Here is a 16,885-nt window from a genome sequence, read left to right on the forward strand (position 1 = left end):
TAGCAACGGGGTCCGTTTCAGTCTATCCTGCCTTGGTTCAAGGTTTCTGCGGAACACGGGGGCGGGTCCATGGACCGCGCCCGGCCTCCGCGACCTCGTAGGCACACGCCCCCGGGGTGCAACGTCAACGCTTGGACATCCCGCCAACTTTTCACGTGATGGTCGAACCGACGGTATACTCTGCCTCTACCCCGCCGAGCGGGCGCGCGGTTCACTCCGCGGCTCTGCCCGGGCGAGGGTGTTTGCAAGCGGCGGGTGGCGGGTGTCCCCGCGCCGGCCGTGCAGGGTTCCGTCCGATGTACGAGGAGGTTGGTGTGAGTCCAGGTCAATCCAAGGACAATGAGGTGCTCTAATGGGTCTCATCCAAGAAGTCGCTCAGACCCACAGGCCGATTCTGGGGAACGACATTCCGTTGTTGGTCTTTCGCGTGTTCCGTCACTTCTCCGCGGGTTACGTGGAGGAGGTGCTGGGGCGCGGGGCGGCGGTCGTTTTCCAGAACGGTGGTAGGGAGCTCGGCAAAGAAGCCGGCCAGATGCTGTACAAGCCGAACACGGACGATTACCTCAAGGAGGTCGTCCAGTTCGTGCGCGACTCACGAATCGGCATTCTCATCCCCCGCCAGCTCGACGACAAGCTTCTCGTGGTGGACCTGGACGAGTGCATCACCTGCGCGGGCATGGCGAGCATTTCGAAACGCATTTGCCACTTCGAGGTCGGCTTCGTCGCTGGGATCACCGAGATCCTCATCAAGAAGAAGCCGAAGGCGTACGAGACGAAGTGCGGCGCCAATGGCGAAGGCACCTGCCAGGTGACGGTCGAATTGGGCTGAACGACGCCGCCACGACGATGTGGCGGCCTCGCCCTCGCCGTATCTCCCCTGGGCCTCGCGAGAGAAGTGGCCCAGGTTCGTGGGAGAGACGTGCGAGAGGACAGGACATGTCCCGGACGCGGCGCCCGGGTTGAATCATGAGCTCGAGGACGTCCTCGGGCTCGGCTTGCCCGCACAGGAGGAGACGTGGCAGCTGGAAGTCGAGTCGAAAAAATCCAGGAAATTCTTCGCAATCTTCGTTCGGTATCGCCCGACATCATCGGGTCGGCGATGGTGAGCACCGACGGCTTCATCATCGCCTCGCTGCTCCCGAACGAGATCGACGAAGAGTTGGTGTCCGGTATGGCCGCCGCGTTGCTCGGTGTCGGTGAGCGTATCGCTCATGAGCTCATGGGAGGCGCCATGGAGCAGACGTACGTGCGTGGCCGCCAGGGGTACGTCATCCTGAATGCGGTCGGCGCGGATGCGCTGCTGATCGTGCTGACGACGCCCGACGCGAAGCTCGGCCTCGTGTTCCTCGACATTCGCCGTCGCGTGACCGAGCTGGCGAAGATCGTATGACGGCGGCCTGAATCGTTATGGCATCCACGACAGGAAACGCTCGGCTGGCACTGGGGGGGCTCTTGCTCCTCGGCATCGCGGATCTCGGGCTGATCAACCTCAAGCTCGCGCCCGAGTACGCCGAGGAGCAGGCGAAGCAGTCCCATGTGCCTGGGGCTCGGCCGGAGGGGACGACCTCGGCGAAGGCCTCGGCGCCTCGGCCTCCGGCCACTCCGACCCCGAGCGTCGCCGTCGCGCCGCCTCCGCAACCGACCCCCACGCCCGAGCCGCCGAACGCGGCCCCCGAGCCCACGGCGACGACCTCCGCGCTGCCGGTGGTCTCGGCGGTCGCGACGACTCCGCCGGCCCCCACGGCGGAGCCTCCGCCGGCGCCCGTGGTCTCCACGGGCAAACCCGCGGCGGTCTCCGACATCCTCTTCGAGATCGATTCGAACCTCTTGACGTTGTCGTCCAAGAGCACGCTCGACGAGGTCCTCAAGCAGCTGAAGGCGAACCCGAGCCTGCGCATCCACCTCCGGGGGCATTCGGATCAACTCGGATCGCGCGAGCACAACCTGGAGCTCAGCCGCAAGCGCGCCGCGGCGGTGGAGAACTTCTTCCACGCGAACGGCATCCCGCACTCCAGGATCACGACCGAGGCCGTGGGCGGCATGAAGCCCGCGGATCCCACCAACACCCCGACGGCCTGGGCCCGAAACCGGCGCGTCGAGATCGAGTGGCGGTAGCCGAGGACTTGAGGAAGGAATGGACCTGATCCAATCGATATGGCTTTCTTCCGCGGCAGGGGCCGGGCTGTTTTTCGGGGCCGGCCTGCTCGTGAGCAGGGCGTTCCCTTCGAAGGACGGCGCCGCCGCGGATCCGAGCCTCGTCCAGGCCGAGAAAGAGGCACGCCAGCAAGCAGAGGCCCAGCTTGCGGCCTTGCAGCAGCAGAACGCCGAGCTCTCGCGTTCGGCCACCGAGTCCGCGGAGCGAGCGCGCGCCGAGGCGTCGCAGAAGGCCCAAGGTGAGGCGCAGCGGCTCCGCGAGCAGGTGAACCAGCTCCAGGCGGAGGTGAACCGCGCGAAGGCCGCGGCGAGTGGTCCATCCCCCGCGGAGGCGCAACTTCGCCAGGAGAACGCCGATCTGCGGCAACGCTTGGCCGCGGCCGATCAGGCCGCCCAGGCGCTGCAAGCCGAGCGCGCGCGCGCCCACGACCTCGAGCAACGGCTGCAAGCTGCGATGGCGCAGGCGCAGGCGGGGCGCGGGGACGACGGCGCGCGGCAGGATCTCGAGCGCCGCCTCGCCGAGGCGAACGCCCAGGTGCAGGCCGCGCAGGCGCAGGCCCAGCAGCTCCGCGCTTCGGCGCAGCGGGCCGAGCAGCTCGCGGCCGAGAACGCGCAGCTCAAGACGCGCCAGGGTGGCTCGGACAAACTCTCGGCCGAGCTCTCGACCGAGAAGGCCAAGGTGGCGCAGCTCCAGCAGCAGGTCGCGGCGCTGCAGAAGACGGCCGAAGGCACGAGCAAGCTCGCGCAGGACATCCAGGCGGAGAAGGCCAAGGTGCGCGACCTCGAGCAGAAGCTCGCGGCGGCGCAGAAGTCCACGGGCGACTCGGGCAAGGTCTCGCAGGAGCTCACGGCCGAGAAGGCCAAGGTGGCGCAGCTCCAGGCGCAGATCGCCACGCTGCAGCAGGCCGCGAACGAGGCGGCGAAGCTCGGCATGGAGCTCGGTGTCGCGCGCTCGAAGGTGCAGGACCTCGAGGCGAAGCTCAAGAACGCTTCGTCGGGCGGCGGCGCGAGCACGGCCGAGGTCGATCGCCTGCGCGGCGAGATCGACGTGCTCAAGCGCTCGGCGATCTCGCCGAAGGAGCACGAGGCGCTGCAGAAGAAGACCACGGATCAGGCGGTCCGGATCCGCGTCCTCGAGCAGAAGGCCGCGGAGCTCGACTACTACTCGAACGAGAACAGCGACCTGCGCAGGCGTCTCGAGGAGCTCGAGGCGATCGCGCTCGAGGCGAAGCAGATGCGCCGTCGCATCATCGACCTCGAAGCGCAGGCCTTCGCCATGACGGCGGCGCGCTCCATGGAGAAGGCTCCGCCGAGCGTGGCGCCGGCCAGCCAGGCGCCGATCAGCTTCCGCAACTCGGACAAACGCCTGGAGACGCTGCTCGAAGAGGGCATGAGCTCGCTGCTCCGCGAGGAGACGGGCGGGCGCGCGGTCGTGCTCGCGGATACGCGCGGCCTCGTGATCGCGGCGGCAGGCGAGGTTCGTTATCAGAACGAGCTCGCGGCCGCGGCCTCGGTCGTCTCCGAGGTGAGTGATCGGATGAGGAGCCTCCTGCCGATCGCCGAGCCGCACATCGTCCACATCCTCGACGTGAACAACGTGGTCATGCGGACGCGGTGGCTGCGATGGGAAGACGAGACGCTCGCGCTGAGCGTGCTCGGCTTCCGCGACGAAGCGCCGGATCCGGCCGAGGAGAAGGTCGTGAAGACGGTGACCAAGCTCTTTGGTTACGGTTGACGTTGAGACCGCGGGGGTGGCGCGAGCGGCGTAGCAGGATCATTCCACGCGCTTCCGCTGCGCCTCCCTCCCCGAAACCATGAGGAAGAACCGCCCCAACGTGCCGTTTTCATCGGGGACCACCCTGCTCGACGAGATCGGGGTGGGTGTCGTGATCGTGGACGAGGGGGGCGAGGTCGTCGTGACGAACCGCGTCGCCGACGACCTGATCACGCGCCGCGCCGGCGGCTCCTCCCTGCTCAACAAGATCTTCGAGCATGTAGAAAACGAGCTCGGGCGCGACGGCCCGCAGCGCACGAAGGAGCTCACGGTCGAGGCCTTCGACGACGCGGGCAACAAGACCATCGTCGGCTACCGCCTCATCCGATCGAACCGGCTCGGGACGATCATCTCCATGCACGACGTCACGGAGACCGAGCGCTTCCAGGCCGAACGAAGGCAACTCGAGCGGCTCAGCGAGGTCGGCAAGGCCTGCGCGATGGTCGCGCACGAGATCGGCAACCCGCTCGCGGCGATCAAGGCGACCATCCAGTCCATCGAGCACGAGGCCGCCGAGGCCGGGCTCGGCGACTCGCTACACGCGGTCAACCGCGAGATCGACCGGCTGAACAACATGCTCGGCCAGCTCCTCGGCTTCGTGCGCCACAGGCCGCCCCGGCGCAGCAAGGCGGAGCTCGCGAGCATCGTGAACCGCGCGCGCGGCGCGGCCGAAGGGCGGCTCAACAACATCCACTTCAGCACGCGGTACGGCCTGCTCCGCCCGCTCTGGGTCGATCAGGATCAGCTCCAGCAGGTCCTCCTGAACCTCTTCATCAACGCGGCCGACGCGATGCCGGAGGGCGGGGAGCTGAAGGTCTACGCGGGCATCGAGGACGAGCGGATGGTCCTGCGTGTCGAGGACACGGGCAGCGGGATCCCCGAGGAGATCGTCGACAAGGTCTTCGACTCGTTCTTCACGACCAAGCCCACGGGTACGGGGCTCGGGCTCTCGATATGTTATCGAATCGTGACCGACCACGGTGGTGCGATCACGATCGGCGGACGGAGCGGAAACGTCTCGGGGACGTGCGTCACGATCACGTTGCCCATCATGACCGGCAGGTAGAACAGCCATGGCTCAGCGACGCCACAGAGTGCTGATCGTCGACGACGAGGACGGGATCGTCCTCGCCCTCCATCGGTTCCTTTACCAGGACAACCATCGTTACGACGTCCTCCTGGCGAAAAACGCCGAGGTCGGGCGGCAGATCCTGCGCGAGACGCCGATCGACGTCCTGGTGACCGACGTCCACCTGCCCGGCATGAGCGGCATGGACCTCGTCTGCTGGGCCGCGGTGGAGACGCCGGACACGCGCGCGATCGTGATGACCGCGTTCGACGTCGCCACGATCCGCGACAAGGCGCATGCGGTCGGCTGCCTCAAGCTGATGCGCAAGCCCTTCGATCTGCACGAGCTGCGCGCGGCGCTCCTGCAGGCCATGGAGACGCGCGACAGCCTGCTCGGCAGCCTCTCCGAGCTCTCGGCGGTCGACGTCATCCAGATGCTCTGCCTCGGCCGCAAGACGACGGCGCTGCGCATCGCGCGCGGCCAGGTCTCGGGCGTGATCCTCATCCAGAACGGCGACATCGTGCACGCCGTCTGGGACAACATCGTCGGCGAGGAGGCGGTGCACGAGATGATCGCGGTCGAGGACGGCGTCTTCAACATGGCGCCGTTCCCGCCGGACTTCGAGCGCACGATCACCGGCGACTACCAGCACATCCTCATGGAGGGCGTGCGCAAGCTCGACGAGAAGGCGCGCTTCGGACCGTCCGACGACGACGCGCCGCGGCCCTCGGTGCGGCCCGGTCGCATCACGCAGCAGCAGGGCAGCAAGGACGACTGGGACTTCGGCCCGGACCCGGGCTTCCAGCAGAAGGCGCAGATCCCGACGAACGCGCGGATGCGCCTCGACGCGCTGAACGCGCCGCCGGTGCCGCGTGACCTCTCCTCGTCGCAGCACTTCGCGCCGCCACCTCCCCCGCCTCCCCCGCCGCCGCCGCCGCCGCCGCCCGAGGAGACGCCCGAGGAGATCGCCGCGCGCCTCAAGGAGAAGGAGGTCGCGTCGCTCATGGATCAGGGCTTCACGGCGCTACGCAACGGCCAGCGCGAGGACGCGCGCAAGTTCTGGCAGCAGGCGCTGGAGCTCGATCCGGGCAACCGCCGCATCGAGCTCAACCTGAAGAAGCTCGATCAGGATCCCTCGAAGCGATTCTGAAGCGGACGTTCGTCCTCCGATCGTTGGTCCCCCAATGACAATGGCCCGGCTCCTCGAAGCCGGGCCATCGTCGTTTTGCGCGCTTCTGCCGTCACTCCTCGGCGTCGGCGACGGCCTGCGCGACCGCGGCGTCCTCGCGGCGCGGGGCGGGCCGCGCCGGAGGCTCGTTCTGATAGGCGCGGCGCGTGAGGCCGTAATCCGTGAAGGCGAGCATCACGAGCTCGCCGTCGCCCGTATTTTGCGTCTGGTGGAGCGACCAGCGCGGGACGAAGATCGTGTCGCCGGCCTTCACCTCGACCGTCGACTCGTTCACCTGCACGCGGCCCGTGCCCTCCGCGACGTGGAGGATCATCTCGTGGGCGTGCTTGTGCCGCTCGTTGAGCTTGCCGGGCGGGATGCGGACGACGCGCGTGTCGATGATCTCCGACTTGAAGGGGATTCGCTCGACGGAGACCTTCACGTTCTGGCGCTCGGCCTCGGCCTCGTGGAGCGGGGCGCCGCGCTGTCCGGAGGCGAAGCAGATCAGGCTGGGATCCGGGTATTGCGGGGCGAGGGAGCGGCGCGCCTGGATGCGGCTCATCACGCCCTGGAGCTTGCGGCCTTGCAGGGCGTCGTAGAGGCTCTCGAAGAACCGGTGGCGCAGGCTCAGCGCGTAATTCATCGACGACAGGCACGTGTTGTACCAGTCGGGCGTGTGCATGTAGGACACCATCATGTCCTCGAGCGTCTCCGCGTGCTCGTCGTCGCAGCCGATGTGAATGCGGAAGAAGCTCAGGTGCTCCTCGGCGATCCCGGCCTTGAGCATGCCCTCGACCATGATCGTATACATCCGCGAGACGATGCCCTCGGTGCCGAGCGAGAGGAACGAGGAGCCGGCGGCGGGGTGGGAGCGCAGGCAGAAATCGAGGAATTCGCGCACGAAGAAGCGCGTGGCGTCGAGGTAGTCGGTGTTGTCGATGTCGATCTCGAGCGCGTCGCGCAAGAACTTGCGGAAGATCTCGGCGTGGCGTTTGTCCTTCTCGAGGCCGCCGCCCTCCTCCCACAGGTTCTCCGAGAGCCTGGCGCGGTGGTAATCGTTGTCGGCGTTCGCCATCAGCGCGGCGAGGTATCGCGTGAAGTTCCGGTTGTAGAGGTAGTACTGGCCGAAAAAGAATTGAAAATCGGCCTTCGTCAGGTGACCGGCCGTGCACGCCTTGAAGAAGCGGTTCCTCCAGAACGGGTGCTCCGCCTGGGCCTGCTTCAGGTTGTGCAGCGCCGCCTCGGCGCCCTTCCGATCGGGGTCGTTCGTCCCCTCCGGCGTCACCACGAAGGCCGGCGCGCGTGATGAAGGCGGCATGGCATCCCAGCCCACGTTGTTGCTTTCATGCTTCGCCTCTCCGGACATATGCTTCTCCTCGATCGGCAGGATGTATCAGGCAGATCCTCACGTCACCGTATTGACGGGGAGCATGTCGAACGTATCCCGTTTGCGGGCGGCTCGCGAGTCGTTTCAAGAGCCCTTGCCCATGAAAACAGACGGATCGACGCTCCAGCGGACGATCCACGCGACGCAGTTCGATGCTGGCGTAAAACCACAGCAATGGCGCCACGAACGCGCCTACATCGAGGCGCCGTCGAGCGTGGGCGCACGCGAAACGTGAGAATCGTGCCCGCGCCGGTCGAAGCACGGTTCCGGCATTCAGGCCGGGCGCTGCGGGGCGAGCGTGGCGTCGGCGCGCGAGAGCTTCGCGTTCGTCCGGGATTTGTTGTCGACGACGCTGACGACGTGAATGCCCTGCGGGGTCATCGACAGGGACACCATGCACACCATCGTCGCCGTGAGGCCCTCGCCGGCCACGGCCACGAGCGAGCCGGGGCGGCAATCCGCCGCCGAGGGGCGGATGCGCGCGCCGAGCGGCGTGTCGCGGAACGTGCGCACGACGTGGACGAGATCCGCGGCCGTGCCGAGGACGACGATCGGCCCCTTGGGCTCGAAGTCGGCGAGCCACTCGGGGCCGAAGGGCTCGACCATACGCGCCGGCGGCAAGCGTCGGAGCAGCATCGTGTTCGCTTGCACGACGAGCCTGTCGACGATGCGACCGTCGGCCGATCCGCGCCACTTCTCCAGCGTCTCCACGACGGGCTTGCCCTGCTCGAGGCGGATGAGGCGACGATCGATGACACCACCCAGCGTGGCCGCGCCCGAGTGCTCGACGATCTCCACGGTGCCGAGCTGACTCCACGCCGTGCGTGTTTGAAGCGCACGCGCGAGCTCCTCGGTCCAGGCCATGGCGGTGGGTTCGAGGTCCGTGGCGTTCGTCATCAGGGCACATCCTATCCAGGTTCGGGGCGGATGGCGCGAGGTTCCGGCGTCCCCTGACCCGCTGGGGGGTTGAGGCCTGCCTGACATGCTAAGACGGTCCGCCATGACCGTCCTTCAGGTCTCCGGTCTCGGCTTCGGCTACGGCGCCAATCAGCTCTTTCAGGGGGTGACGTTCTCGATCGCCCTCGGGGAGCGGGCCGCGCTCGTGGCGCCGAACGGCGCAGGAAAATCCACGCTTTTGCGGCTGATCGCGCGCGAGCTCGTGCCCGACGCGGGCTCGGTGGTGATCAAGCGCGGGACGCGGGTCGCGTACGTCCGGCAGTCGCACGAGCTGCCGAAGGTCGGCACGGTGCTCGAGGCGTTCCTGTCTGGTTTCGAGGAGATCCTCGGCTTGCGGAGGGAGCTCGACGAGGCGTCCCACGCGGCCGCGAGCGGGACGAAGGAGGCGCTCGACAGGCTGGCGAATGTTACGGATCGGTACCATCTCGCGGGTGGGGACACGCTGGAGCGGCGGATCGAGATGCTGGCCTCGCACCTCGGCTTCTCGCACGAGGACATGGGCCGCGCGCTCGGGAGCCTCTCGGGCGGCGAGCGCGGGCGTCTGCACCTCGGCGTGGCGCTGGCGAACGAGCCGGATCTGATCCTGCTCGACGAGCCGACGAATCACCTCGACATCGAGACGATCTCGTGGCTGGAGCGGCACCTCGCGGGGCTCTCGAGCGCGATGCTGGTGGTCTCGCACGATCGCGCGTTCCTCGACGCGCTCTGCCCGATCACGATGGAGCTCGGGCGGCGGAGCTTCCGCGTGTATCCGCTCTCGTACTCGCGGTACGCGGAGGCGCGAGAGGAGGACCTCGAGCGCGAGCGCGAGCTGGCGGAGCGACAGGAGGCGTTCGTCGCGAAGACCGAGGAGTTCATCCGGCGCAACATCGCGGGGCAGAAGACGAAGCAGGCGCAGAGCCGGCGGAAGATGCTCGACAAGCTGGAGACGATCGACCGGCCGGAGGACGTGTGGGCGCGCGCGGAGAAGGTGGCCTTCCGCTTCGTGCAGGCGCCGCGCAGCGGGGACATCGTGCTCGACGCGCGGGGGCTCGCGGCGGAGCGAGGCGGTCGGCAGCTCTTCTCGGGCTTCGATCTGCTCGTGCGGCGCGGCGAGCGGATCGGGGTCCTCGGGCCGAACGGGTGTGGCAAGTCGACGCTCTTGAAGATCCTCGCGGGCCGCGGCGCGGAGGAGGACGAGGGCGAGGTCAAGCGCGGGACGAACCTCTGCGAGGGATACTTCGATCAGCACCTCGGCTCGCTCGATCCGAACAAGACGGCGGTCGACGAGATCCGCAGCGTGCGCGGGGACATGAACGTGGACGCCGCGCGGCAGTACCTCGCGCGGTTCCGGTTCTACGGCGACGACACGTTGCGGAAAGTCGAAGGCTTCTCCGGAGGAGAACGCAGCCGCCTCGCCCTCGGAAAGCTCCTGCTCGAGCCGCGCAACCTCCTGTTCCTCGACGAACCGACGAACCACCTCGACATCCCGGCGGCGGAGATCCTCGAGGAGGCGCTCGCGAGCTTCGAGGGATCGGTGCTGCTCGTCTCGCACGATCGCCGCTTCCTCGACGCGGTGACCACGCGGATCTGCGCGTTCTCGGGCGGCAAGATCGAGCTCTTCCCCGGCGGATACCGTGACTTCCAGGCGAGTTTGTCCCGGCCGAGCGTCGCGCCCGAGGAGGACGGCGAGGCGAACGGGGACGAGCGGTCCCTGGAGGACGGACGATCGAAGCGCGCGGTGAAGCGGAGCGCGTCGACGGTGCTGACGCAGGCGAAGGGGCCGGAGTCGCCGCTCGACAAGAAGCGCGCGTTCGAGGCGGAGAAGGCGGCGTCGCGGGCGCTCGAGCGGAAACGAAAACGCGTGAAGGAGCTCGAGGAGGAGATCGCGAAGGGCGAGGCCGAGCTCGGGCGCATGCGCGAGGCGCTGAAGGGGGACCCGGGCGGCGACTGGGAGAAACTCGCGAAGATGGTGGCCGAGGAGCAAGCGCTCGCGAAGCGCGTGGACGCGGCGATGACGGAGTGGATGACGCTCGGCGAGGAGCTCGCGGCCGAGGACGTGCAGCAAGGGAGGACGGCGTGAAGCGCGCGGCGCTCCTGGCGATGATCGCGCTCGTGACGCTGCAAAGCGCGGCCGCGTGCTCGAACAAGAAGGAAGACGACGGCACGACGCCGCTCGCGACGACGGAGGAGCTGCCGGCGCTCGTGATCCGCGACGACACGCCGAACCTCCTGCTCACGTGGATCGACGAGAAGGGCGACATGCACGTCGAGCTCGAGCCCGCGGGCGTGCCGGCGGAAGGTCGAGCCCTCGTGCGGGTCGTGGTGAGCGACCGCGAGGAGGGCACGAAGGGCCTGTTTTACGTCGCCGATCTGACGAAGAAGCGCGAGGACGGGACGTACGCGGCGCGGACGATGACGCGGCGCGCCTGGGAGGCCGAGGTGGAGAAGCGGCGGAGCGCGTACCTCGCGAAGATCGCCCCGCCGCCGCCGCCGCCGCCCTCGCCGAGCAGCGCGCCGAGCGGGACGCAGGGGCCGAAGCCGATGCAACAGCCGCCCGTCACGAGCTCCGACCTGACCGTGATCATCTACGGCGCGGACTGGTGCAAACCCTGCCACCAGGCCGAAGATTATTTGCGCTCCAAGGGAGTGCGGGTCGTGAAGAAGGACGTGGAGGAGAGCCCCGAGGCCGCCGTCGAGATGCGCGACAAGCTCGAGAAGTCGGGCCAGCGCGGCGGCAGCATCCCGGTCATCGACATTCGCGGGCAGATCCTCGTGGGCTTCAGCACCCGCGCCGTCGACCGCGCGCTCGCGAAGGCCTCGTCGGGCACCGCGCTCTGACTGCGGCGGAGGGCGGAGATCGTCGCCCATCGCGTGCGCCCACGTTGCCCTCGCCAGGCGCCGGGCGTATACGAGCGGCCCCCCCGCAAGCCGGACCCGAAAGCGGGGACTTTCAGGAGCGAACTCCATGATCGACGTAGTCATGCCCCAGCTCGGCGAGAGCGTGGCCGAGGGGACGGTGTCCAAGTGGCTCGTGCGTGTTGGTGACTTCGTGACCCGGGAGCAGCCGCTCCTGGAGGTCTCGACGGACAAGGCCGACACCGAGGTCCCCGCGCCTGCAGCGGGGCGGGTCACGGAGATCGCGGCGCCCGTAGGGGCGGTGATCGCAAAAGGCGGGCTGCTCTGCCGCATCGACGAGACGGCGACGGCCAGCCAAGAGCCTCCGCGCCCCGTCCAGCCCGTGCCGGCCGCCGCGCTGCAGGAGACGAAGGCCGCGGAGCCCGCCGGGCAGCCGCTCGGTTCGCCCTCGACGCGCAAGCTCGCGCGTGAAGAAGGCGTCGACCTGAGCCAGGTGCAAGGGACGGGCGAGCGCGGGCGAATCACGCACGAGGACGTGCGCCGCGTGGCCCACGCGACGCCTCCGCCTGCGCCCGCCGCGCCTCCGCCGGCCCCCGCGGCGATGCCCGCGCAGCCGGTCGCGGCCGCGCCGGGGCTCGCGCAGCTCATCCAGGCGGGCGGCGGGTTCGTCCCGCCGATCCCGGGCGTCGGGTACGGCGCGTACAAGGTGCCGCCGTACACGCCGCGGCCGGGCGACGAGGTGATCCCGTTCTCGCGCCGCCGCCGCATCACGGCGGATCACATGGCCTACTCGAAGGTCACGTCGCCGCACGTGGTGACGGTGGCCGAGATCGATCTGCACGCGACCACGAAGCTGCGCGAGCAGCACAAGGATCGCTTCAAGAAGGAAGGCGTGCCGCTCACGTTCCTCGCCTTCATCTGCGCCGCGACGGTCCGGGCGCTGCGCGAGCATCCGCATCTGAACGCGCGCGTGCTCGACAACTCGTTCGTCGTGCTGAAGGACATCAACCTCGGCGTCGCGGTCGAGACGCCGGGCGGGTTGCTCGTGCCGAGCATCAAGCACGCCGATCAGCTCTCGCTGCGCGGCATCGCGGCGCAGATCGACGAGCTCGCGACGCGCGCGCGGGCGGGCAAGACCACGGCAGACGACCTCGCCGGCACGACGTTCACCGTCTCGAACCCGGGCCTGAAGGGCAACCTCTTCGGCGGCGCGATCATCTCGCAGCCGAACGTGGGCATCTTGCGCATGGGCGAGATCAAGAAGCGGCCCGTCGTGGTCACGCGCGACGGCGAGGACGTCATCGCCATCCACCCGGTGATGTACATGGCGCTCTCGTACGATCACCGTATCGTGGACGGCGTGCTCGCAAACTCGTTCCTCTGGCGCGTCGCTGATCTCTTGAGCCGCGGGGAGTTCGAAGTCGGATGACCGTCGCCACCACGAAACCCGAGGGCCACCGCCCGCTCGCCGAGGTCGATCCCGAGATCGCCGAGCTCATCCGCAAGGAGGAGCGCGCGGAGTCGGACACGATCCGGCTCATCGCGAGCGAGAACTACGTCTCGCGCGCGGTGCTCGAGGCGACGGGGTCGGTCCTGACGAACAAGTACTCCGAGGGTTACCCGCAGAAGCGGTACTACGAGGGCCAGCAGCAGATCGACGTGGTCGAAGAGCTCGCCCGCGGCCGCATGAAGCAGGTCTTCGGGGCCGATCACGTCAACGTGCAGCCGTACTCGGGCAGCCCGGCGAACCTCGCCGTCTACCTCGCGTTCGTGAAGCCCGGCGAGACGATCATGGGCCTCGGGTTGCCCGCGGGCGGGCACCTGACCCACGGCTGGACGGTCAGCATCACGGGCAAGTTCTTCACGAGCGTGCCGTACGGCGTGCGCGCGGACGATCACCGCATCGACATGGACCAGGTCCGCGAGCTCGCCCAGAAGCACCGGCCGAAGCTCATCTGGTGCGGCACGACGGCGTACCCGCGCACGATCGACTTCCCCGCGTTCCGCGCCATCGCGGACGAGGTGGGCGCGATCCTCGCGGCCGACATCGCGCACATCGCGGGGCTCGTCGCGGGCGGGGCGCATCCGTCGCCGATCGGGATCGCGGACGTCGTGACGATGACGACGCACAAGACGTTCCGCGGCCCGCGCGGCGCGGCCATCCTCTGCAAGTCCGAGCACGCCGCGGCGATCGATCGCGCGGTGTTCCCGGGCCTGCAGGGCGGCCCGCACAACCACACGACGGCCGCGATCGCGGTCGCCGCGAAGGAGGCGATGGAGCCGTCGTTCAAGCAGTACGCGGCGCGCGTGGTGGAGAACGCGCGCGTGCTCGGCGAGGCGCTCGTGGCGAAGGGCTTCCGCCTGATCACGGGCGGCACGGACAACCACCTCCTGCTCGTCGACATGACGCCGAAGAACATCGGCGGGAAGCCCTACGCGAAGGCCCTCGATCGCGCCGGGCTCGTGGGCAACTACAACGCGATCCCGAACGATCCGCGCAAGCCCATGGATCCCTCGGGCATCCGCATCGGCACGCCGTCGATCTCGTCGCGCGGCATGGGCCCGAAGGAGATGGAGCGGATCGCGGCGTGGATGGCCGAGGTCGCCGACCATCCGCAGGACGAGGCGCGCCTCGCGCGTATCGCCGGCGAGGTGAAGGAGCTCTGCCAGAGCTTCCCCGCGCCCGGCATCCTGTCCTGATCACGAACCCACAAAAAACCGGGGGCGCCGGCTCGGTTCGTCGAGTGGCGCCCCCGCGCTTTTCGGGCCTCGATCAGAGGCTCGGCTTCACTTCACGTAGAGCTGCGCCGCGACGACGCCCGATCCACGCGTGGCCTTGACGACGTACTTGGCCTGCCCCGCCATCGGCCACGGCCACTTGTAACAATTGCCGTTGCCGCCGAGCGAGGCCTGCTGGCCGCCGCCGCTGTCCTGCGCGAGGACCGGGTTCATGCCAGGGACGGGCGTCGTGGCCACGAGCGAGATGTCGACCTCGCTCGGCCCCGCGCCGACGGCGAGCACCGTGTAGCACTTGCCCGGCTGCAGGTTGACCGGCTCCTCGAGGACGCTGCCCTCGGAGAAGTTGCCCGCGACGGGGTTGCCCTCGCGCTGCATGCCCGGGGCCGCCTGGTTGGCGAAGGCCATGAGGGGCAACGTGGCCGCGCCCGCCAGGTTCGGGTCGATGCGCTGGGCCTGGGCGCCGCTCGGGGCCGTGCCGCCGCCCTGAGGCGCCGTGGTGCCGCCCGGGGCGGGGAAGCCGGGGATCGGGGGGAGCTGGAAGCCGCCGGGCGCGGCCGTGCCCTGCGGGGCCGGCGTGGTGCCCTGCGGGGCCGGCTGCTGCGGGTACGGCTGCTGCTGCGGGTACGGCTGCTGCTGCGGGTACGGCTGCTGCTGCGGGTACGGCTGCTGCTGCGGATAGGGCTGCTGGCCCGGGTAGGGCTGCTGCTGGGGGTAGCCCTGCTGCGGGTAGGGCTGCTGCTGGTAGGGGTTCGGTTGTTGCTGGTTGGCGGCCGTCTGGGCCGGCTGAGAGTCGTCGGACTTCTCGCAGCCGGTCGCAAGCGCGAGCGCGACGAGCAGCGCGGACGAGAGAACGATGGTTCGATTCAAGGCGACCTCCTCAAGAGTCGGCGAATTCTGGGTCCTACCCTATCAATCAACGGGGCGAGCCCGGGAAACTTACGTCTGCCTTCCCGACGGATTGGACGGGCGTCAAGCAACAGCGAATCGTCCAGAGCCATTTTTCGTCCCCACGCACATGCACGACCCGCGTGACAGGCCCCTGCCCGACTTGGCGAAGTAAGTTTAAATACTAGTTCATGAGCGACAGGAGCGGGGGGGCGAAAGGGACGGACGTTCCGCCCGGGACGTTCGCGCAGTGGTTCCTGGAAGAGGAGCTGAAGCCGGGCGCGGGGATGGGGATCGCGGCGGAGCGCGCCGAGTACCACCTCTGCCGGGCCATCGCGAACCTCGAGCGAGGCATGTTACGCGAGGCGCTCGACGACGCGAACACGGCCGCGCACCTCGACGAGTCGCTCCGGGCCCGAGCGCTCATCGTGGCGCGCATCTGCATCCAGCGCGAGATGGAGGAGCTCGGCGTGACCGTGCGATGACGGCGAGGCGCGCAGGCGCCCTCATCGGTAGGTGGCCCCGCGTAGGGTTCGGGTGTATGAGCGCGAGCCTGTCTCGCGCGGCGCACCTCTGCGCCCCTCGAGCTTCGAGGAGGGTCCGATGACGCGTTCGATGGTGTGCATGGGGGCCGCTGCGGCGGCCGTTTCGATGATGGTGATGGTGATGTCGACGGGCTGCGGCAGCGAGCCCGAGACGCCGCCGCAGCCGGGTCCGGACGCCGGCATGATGCCGCCGCCGCCCCCGCCCCCGCCCCCGCCCCCGCCGCCCCCGCCGCAAGTGACGGCGTGCGACTCGGTGCAGTCGCTTGCGCTGACGACGATGGTGCAAGGGCGCGAGAAGGTGGAGGCGCCAGGCATGAAGGCCGAGGGCGGGCAGCTCTGCATGGTGGTGCCCGAGGGGCAGACGGCCTCGACGCCCACGATGATGCTGGAGCCGGGCTTCTGTTACACGGTGATCGGGCAAGGCGCGGGCGGCGTGACGGAGCTCAACCTGGCGCTGACGCTCGACATGGCGACGGCGCTGCCGCCGCAGCTCGGCGCGCTCGCGGCGAACCCGACGCTCGCGGTGGATCAGGAGGCGGGTTCGTCGGCGTCGATCGGCCAGAAGACGAGCTGCTACCAGTGGCCGTGGCCGGTGCCGGCGATGGTGAAGGTCAACGCGACCGCGAAGACGGGCTCGGGGCCCGTGGCGGTGCAGGTCTACAAGAAGAAGAAGTGAGCGTCCCGCGGCGGCGCGGCTCTCGCAGATTACGAGGGCTGCGCCGGGAGCGGGGAATGGTTGGGACTCAAAGATTCGTGAGCCCACAAAAAACGAACGGCCCACGCAAAATCGCGAGGGCCGTTCGTCGCGCGCTGCTGCCGCGACGGGAGCAGCGGTTGATCAGGCGAGAGCGTCCTTGATCGCCTTGATCGGGCGCGCACGCACCGACTTGCTGGCGGGCTTCGCCGGGAAGGTCATCGGCTGCTTGGTGAAGGGGTTGATCCCCTGGCGGGCCTTCGTCGCCGGCCGCTTCACCACCCGGAACTTCGCAAAGCCCGGCAGCGTGAAGACGCCCGACTTCTTCAGCTCACGGTGCCCGACCGTGACCAGAGACTCGAGCACACTCTTGACCTGCTTGCGGGAGATCTCGTCCCCAGCAGCCTCCGTGATCGCCTGGATCAGAGCGCTCTTGCTCAACGACTTCTTCGCCCCGCCCCCAGCACTCTTCTTGGTCGCCATTGCAAATTCCTCCGAGCTCCGCGTCGCGCGCGACCCCTCGCCGCGCGCTCGGCTCGGGTGAACCATACACGGCGTGCGTCGCGAAAAAAGCGAAATCTTCGGGGGGAAATAGCGATTTCGGCGCGGAGAGTCGCTCTACCAGGCCGAGAACGGGCCCGCCCCAGGGCGAGCAGCCGAGATGACGGCGCACGA

The 16,885-nt window shown here is 68.7% G+C and carries 16 protein-coding genes; 12 read left to right on the top strand and 4 right to left on the bottom strand.

Annotated elements, in window-relative coordinates:
• The first annotated feature begins 412 nt into the window (after positions 1-412).
• The 6 genes from GF068_RS08250 (at position 413) to GF068_RS46160 (ending at position 6,147) form a co-directional block, all read left to right on the top strand.
• Positions 413-829 (top strand): V4R domain-containing protein, encoded by a 417-nt coding sequence (locus tag GF068_RS08250; RefSeq protein WP_206079420.1) that lies wholly within the window; start codon positions 413-415, stop codon positions 827-829.
• A 186-nt stretch (positions 830-1,015) separates the two neighbouring features.
• The gene (locus tag GF068_RS08255; RefSeq protein ID WP_338046281.1) at positions 1,016-1,390 is read left to right on the top strand and encodes a roadblock/LC7 domain-containing protein; all 375 of its coding nucleotides are present in this window, start codon (positions 1,016-1,018) and stop codon (positions 1,388-1,390) included.
• 62 nt (positions 1,391-1,452) lie between these two features.
• Positions 1,453-2,115 (top strand): OmpA family protein, encoded by a 663-nt coding sequence (locus GF068_RS08260; RefSeq protein ID WP_170319360.1) that lies wholly within the window; start codon positions 1,453-1,455, stop codon positions 2,113-2,115.
• 19 nt (positions 2,116-2,134) lie between these two features.
• Positions 2,135-3,889 (top strand): coiled-coil domain-containing protein, encoded by a 1,755-nt coding sequence (locus tag GF068_RS08265; protein ID WP_153818770.1) that lies wholly within the window; start codon positions 2,135-2,137, stop codon positions 3,887-3,889.
• A 79-nt stretch (positions 3,890-3,968) separates the two neighbouring features.
• Positions 3,969-4,994, top strand: coding sequence for a two-component system sensor histidine kinase NtrB (locus GF068_RS08270; protein WP_153818771.1), 1,026 nt, complete (start codon positions 3,969-3,971; stop codon positions 4,992-4,994).
• Positions 4,995-5,001: 7 nt separating this feature from the next.
• On the top strand, positions 5,002-6,147 hold the full coding sequence (locus GF068_RS46160; RefSeq protein WP_153818772.1) for a DUF4388 domain-containing protein: 1,146 nt from the start codon (positions 5,002-5,004) through the stop codon (positions 6,145-6,147).
• Between the two features lie 91 nt (positions 6,148-6,238).
• On the opposite strand, the gene GF068_RS08280 is transcribed toward GF068_RS46160, so the two are convergent.
• Complete coding sequence (locus GF068_RS08280; protein ID WP_153818773.1) at positions 6,239-7,531, bottom strand: iron-containing redox enzyme family protein; 1,293 nt, start codon at positions 7,529-7,531, stop codon at positions 6,239-6,241.
• Between the two features lie 294 nt (positions 7,532-7,825).
• Entirely contained in the window at positions 7,826-8,449 is a 624-nt protein-coding gene (locus GF068_RS08285; RefSeq protein ID WP_153818774.1) for a hypothetical protein, read from the bottom strand.
• A gap of 103 nt (positions 8,450-8,552) precedes the next feature.
• On the opposite strand from GF068_RS08285, the gene GF068_RS08290 reads away from it, so the two are divergent.
• The 4 genes from GF068_RS08290 (at position 8,553) to GF068_RS08305 (ending at position 14,047) form a co-directional block, all read left to right on the top strand.
• Positions 8,553-10,571, top strand: coding sequence for an ABC-F family ATP-binding cassette domain-containing protein (locus tag GF068_RS08290; protein ID WP_153818775.1), 2,019 nt, complete (start codon positions 8,553-8,555; stop codon positions 10,569-10,571).
• Entirely contained in the window at positions 10,568-11,329 is a 762-nt protein-coding gene (locus tag GF068_RS08295; protein ID WP_338046282.1) for a glutaredoxin family protein, read from the top strand. Before GF068_RS08290 ends, GF068_RS08295 begins: the two co-directional genes overlap by 4 nt.
• A gap of 127 nt (positions 11,330-11,456) precedes the next feature.
• The gene (locus GF068_RS08300) at positions 11,457-12,776 is read left to right on the top strand and encodes a dihydrolipoamide acetyltransferase family protein (RefSeq protein WP_153818776.1); all 1,320 of its coding nucleotides are present in this window, start codon (positions 11,457-11,459) and stop codon (positions 12,774-12,776) included.
• Positions 12,773-14,047: a serine hydroxymethyltransferase gene (locus GF068_RS08305; protein WP_153818777.1), complete on the top strand. Its 1,275-nt coding sequence runs from the start codon at positions 12,773-12,775 to the stop codon at positions 14,045-14,047. The genes GF068_RS08300 and GF068_RS08305 overlap by 4 nt, the downstream gene beginning before the upstream one ends.
• A gap of 87 nt (positions 14,048-14,134) precedes the next feature.
• Here GF068_RS08305 and GF068_RS08310 read toward each other — a convergent pair whose 3' ends face one another.
• On the bottom strand, positions 14,135-14,953 hold the full coding sequence (locus GF068_RS08310) for a hypothetical protein (RefSeq protein WP_153818778.1): 819 nt from the start codon (positions 14,951-14,953) through the stop codon (positions 14,135-14,137).
• A 209-nt stretch (positions 14,954-15,162) separates the two neighbouring features.
• On the opposite strand from GF068_RS08310, the gene GF068_RS08315 reads away from it, so the two are divergent.
• Entirely contained in the window at positions 15,163-15,456 is a 294-nt protein-coding gene (locus tag GF068_RS08315) for a hypothetical protein (protein WP_153818779.1), read from the top strand.
• Between the two features lie 118 nt (positions 15,457-15,574).
• The gene (locus GF068_RS08320; RefSeq protein ID WP_240806738.1) at positions 15,575-16,192 is read left to right on the top strand and encodes a hypothetical protein; all 618 of its coding nucleotides are present in this window, start codon (positions 15,575-15,577) and stop codon (positions 16,190-16,192) included.
• A 162-nt stretch (positions 16,193-16,354) separates the two neighbouring features.
• On the opposite strand, the gene GF068_RS08325 is transcribed toward GF068_RS08320, so the two are convergent.
• On the bottom strand, positions 16,355-16,693 hold the full coding sequence (locus GF068_RS08325) for an HU family DNA-binding protein (protein WP_153818780.1): 339 nt from the start codon (positions 16,691-16,693) through the stop codon (positions 16,355-16,357).
• Positions 16,694-16,885: the final 192 nt, after the last annotated feature.

It is taken from the genome of Polyangium spumosum, assembly GCF_009649845.1.
In the GTDB taxonomy this organism is placed as follows: Bacteria; Myxococcota_A; Polyangia; order Polyangiales; family Polyangiaceae; genus Polyangium; species Polyangium spumosum.

Coding starts and splice junctions, on each gene's coding strand:
- GF068_RS08265 (WP_153818770.1), top strand. CDS start 2,135: ATGGACCTGATCCAATCGATATGGCTTTCTTCCGCGGCAGGGGCCGGG.
- GF068_RS08270 (WP_153818771.1), top strand. CDS start 3,969: ATGAGGAAGAACCGCCCCAACGTGCCGTTTTCATCGGGGACCACCCTG.
- GF068_RS46160 (WP_153818772.1), top strand. CDS start 5,002: ATGGCTCAGCGACGCCACAGAGTGCTGATCGTCGACGACGAGGACGGG.
- GF068_RS08280 (WP_153818773.1), bottom strand. CDS start 7,531: ATGTCCGGAGAGGCGAAGCATGAAAGCAACAACGTGGGCTGGGATGCC.
- GF068_RS08285 (WP_153818774.1), bottom strand. CDS start 8,449: ATGACGAACGCCACGGACCTCGAACCCACCGCCATGGCCTGGACCGAG.
- GF068_RS08290 (WP_153818775.1), top strand. CDS start 8,553: ATGACCGTCCTTCAGGTCTCCGGTCTCGGCTTCGGCTACGGCGCCAAT.
- GF068_RS08300 (WP_153818776.1), top strand. CDS start 11,457: ATGATCGACGTAGTCATGCCCCAGCTCGGCGAGAGCGTGGCCGAGGGG.
- GF068_RS08305 (WP_153818777.1), top strand. CDS start 12,773: ATGACCGTCGCCACCACGAAACCCGAGGGCCACCGCCCGCTCGCCGAG.
- GF068_RS08315 (WP_153818779.1), top strand. CDS start 15,163: ATGAGCGACAGGAGCGGGGGGGCGAAAGGGACGGACGTTCCGCCCGGG.
- GF068_RS08320 (WP_240806738.1), top strand. CDS start 15,575: ATGACGCGTTCGATGGTGTGCATGGGGGCCGCTGCGGCGGCCGTTTCG.
- GF068_RS08325 (WP_153818780.1), bottom strand. CDS start 16,693: ATGGCGACCAAGAAGAGTGCTGGGGGCGGGGCGAAGAAGTCGTTGAGC.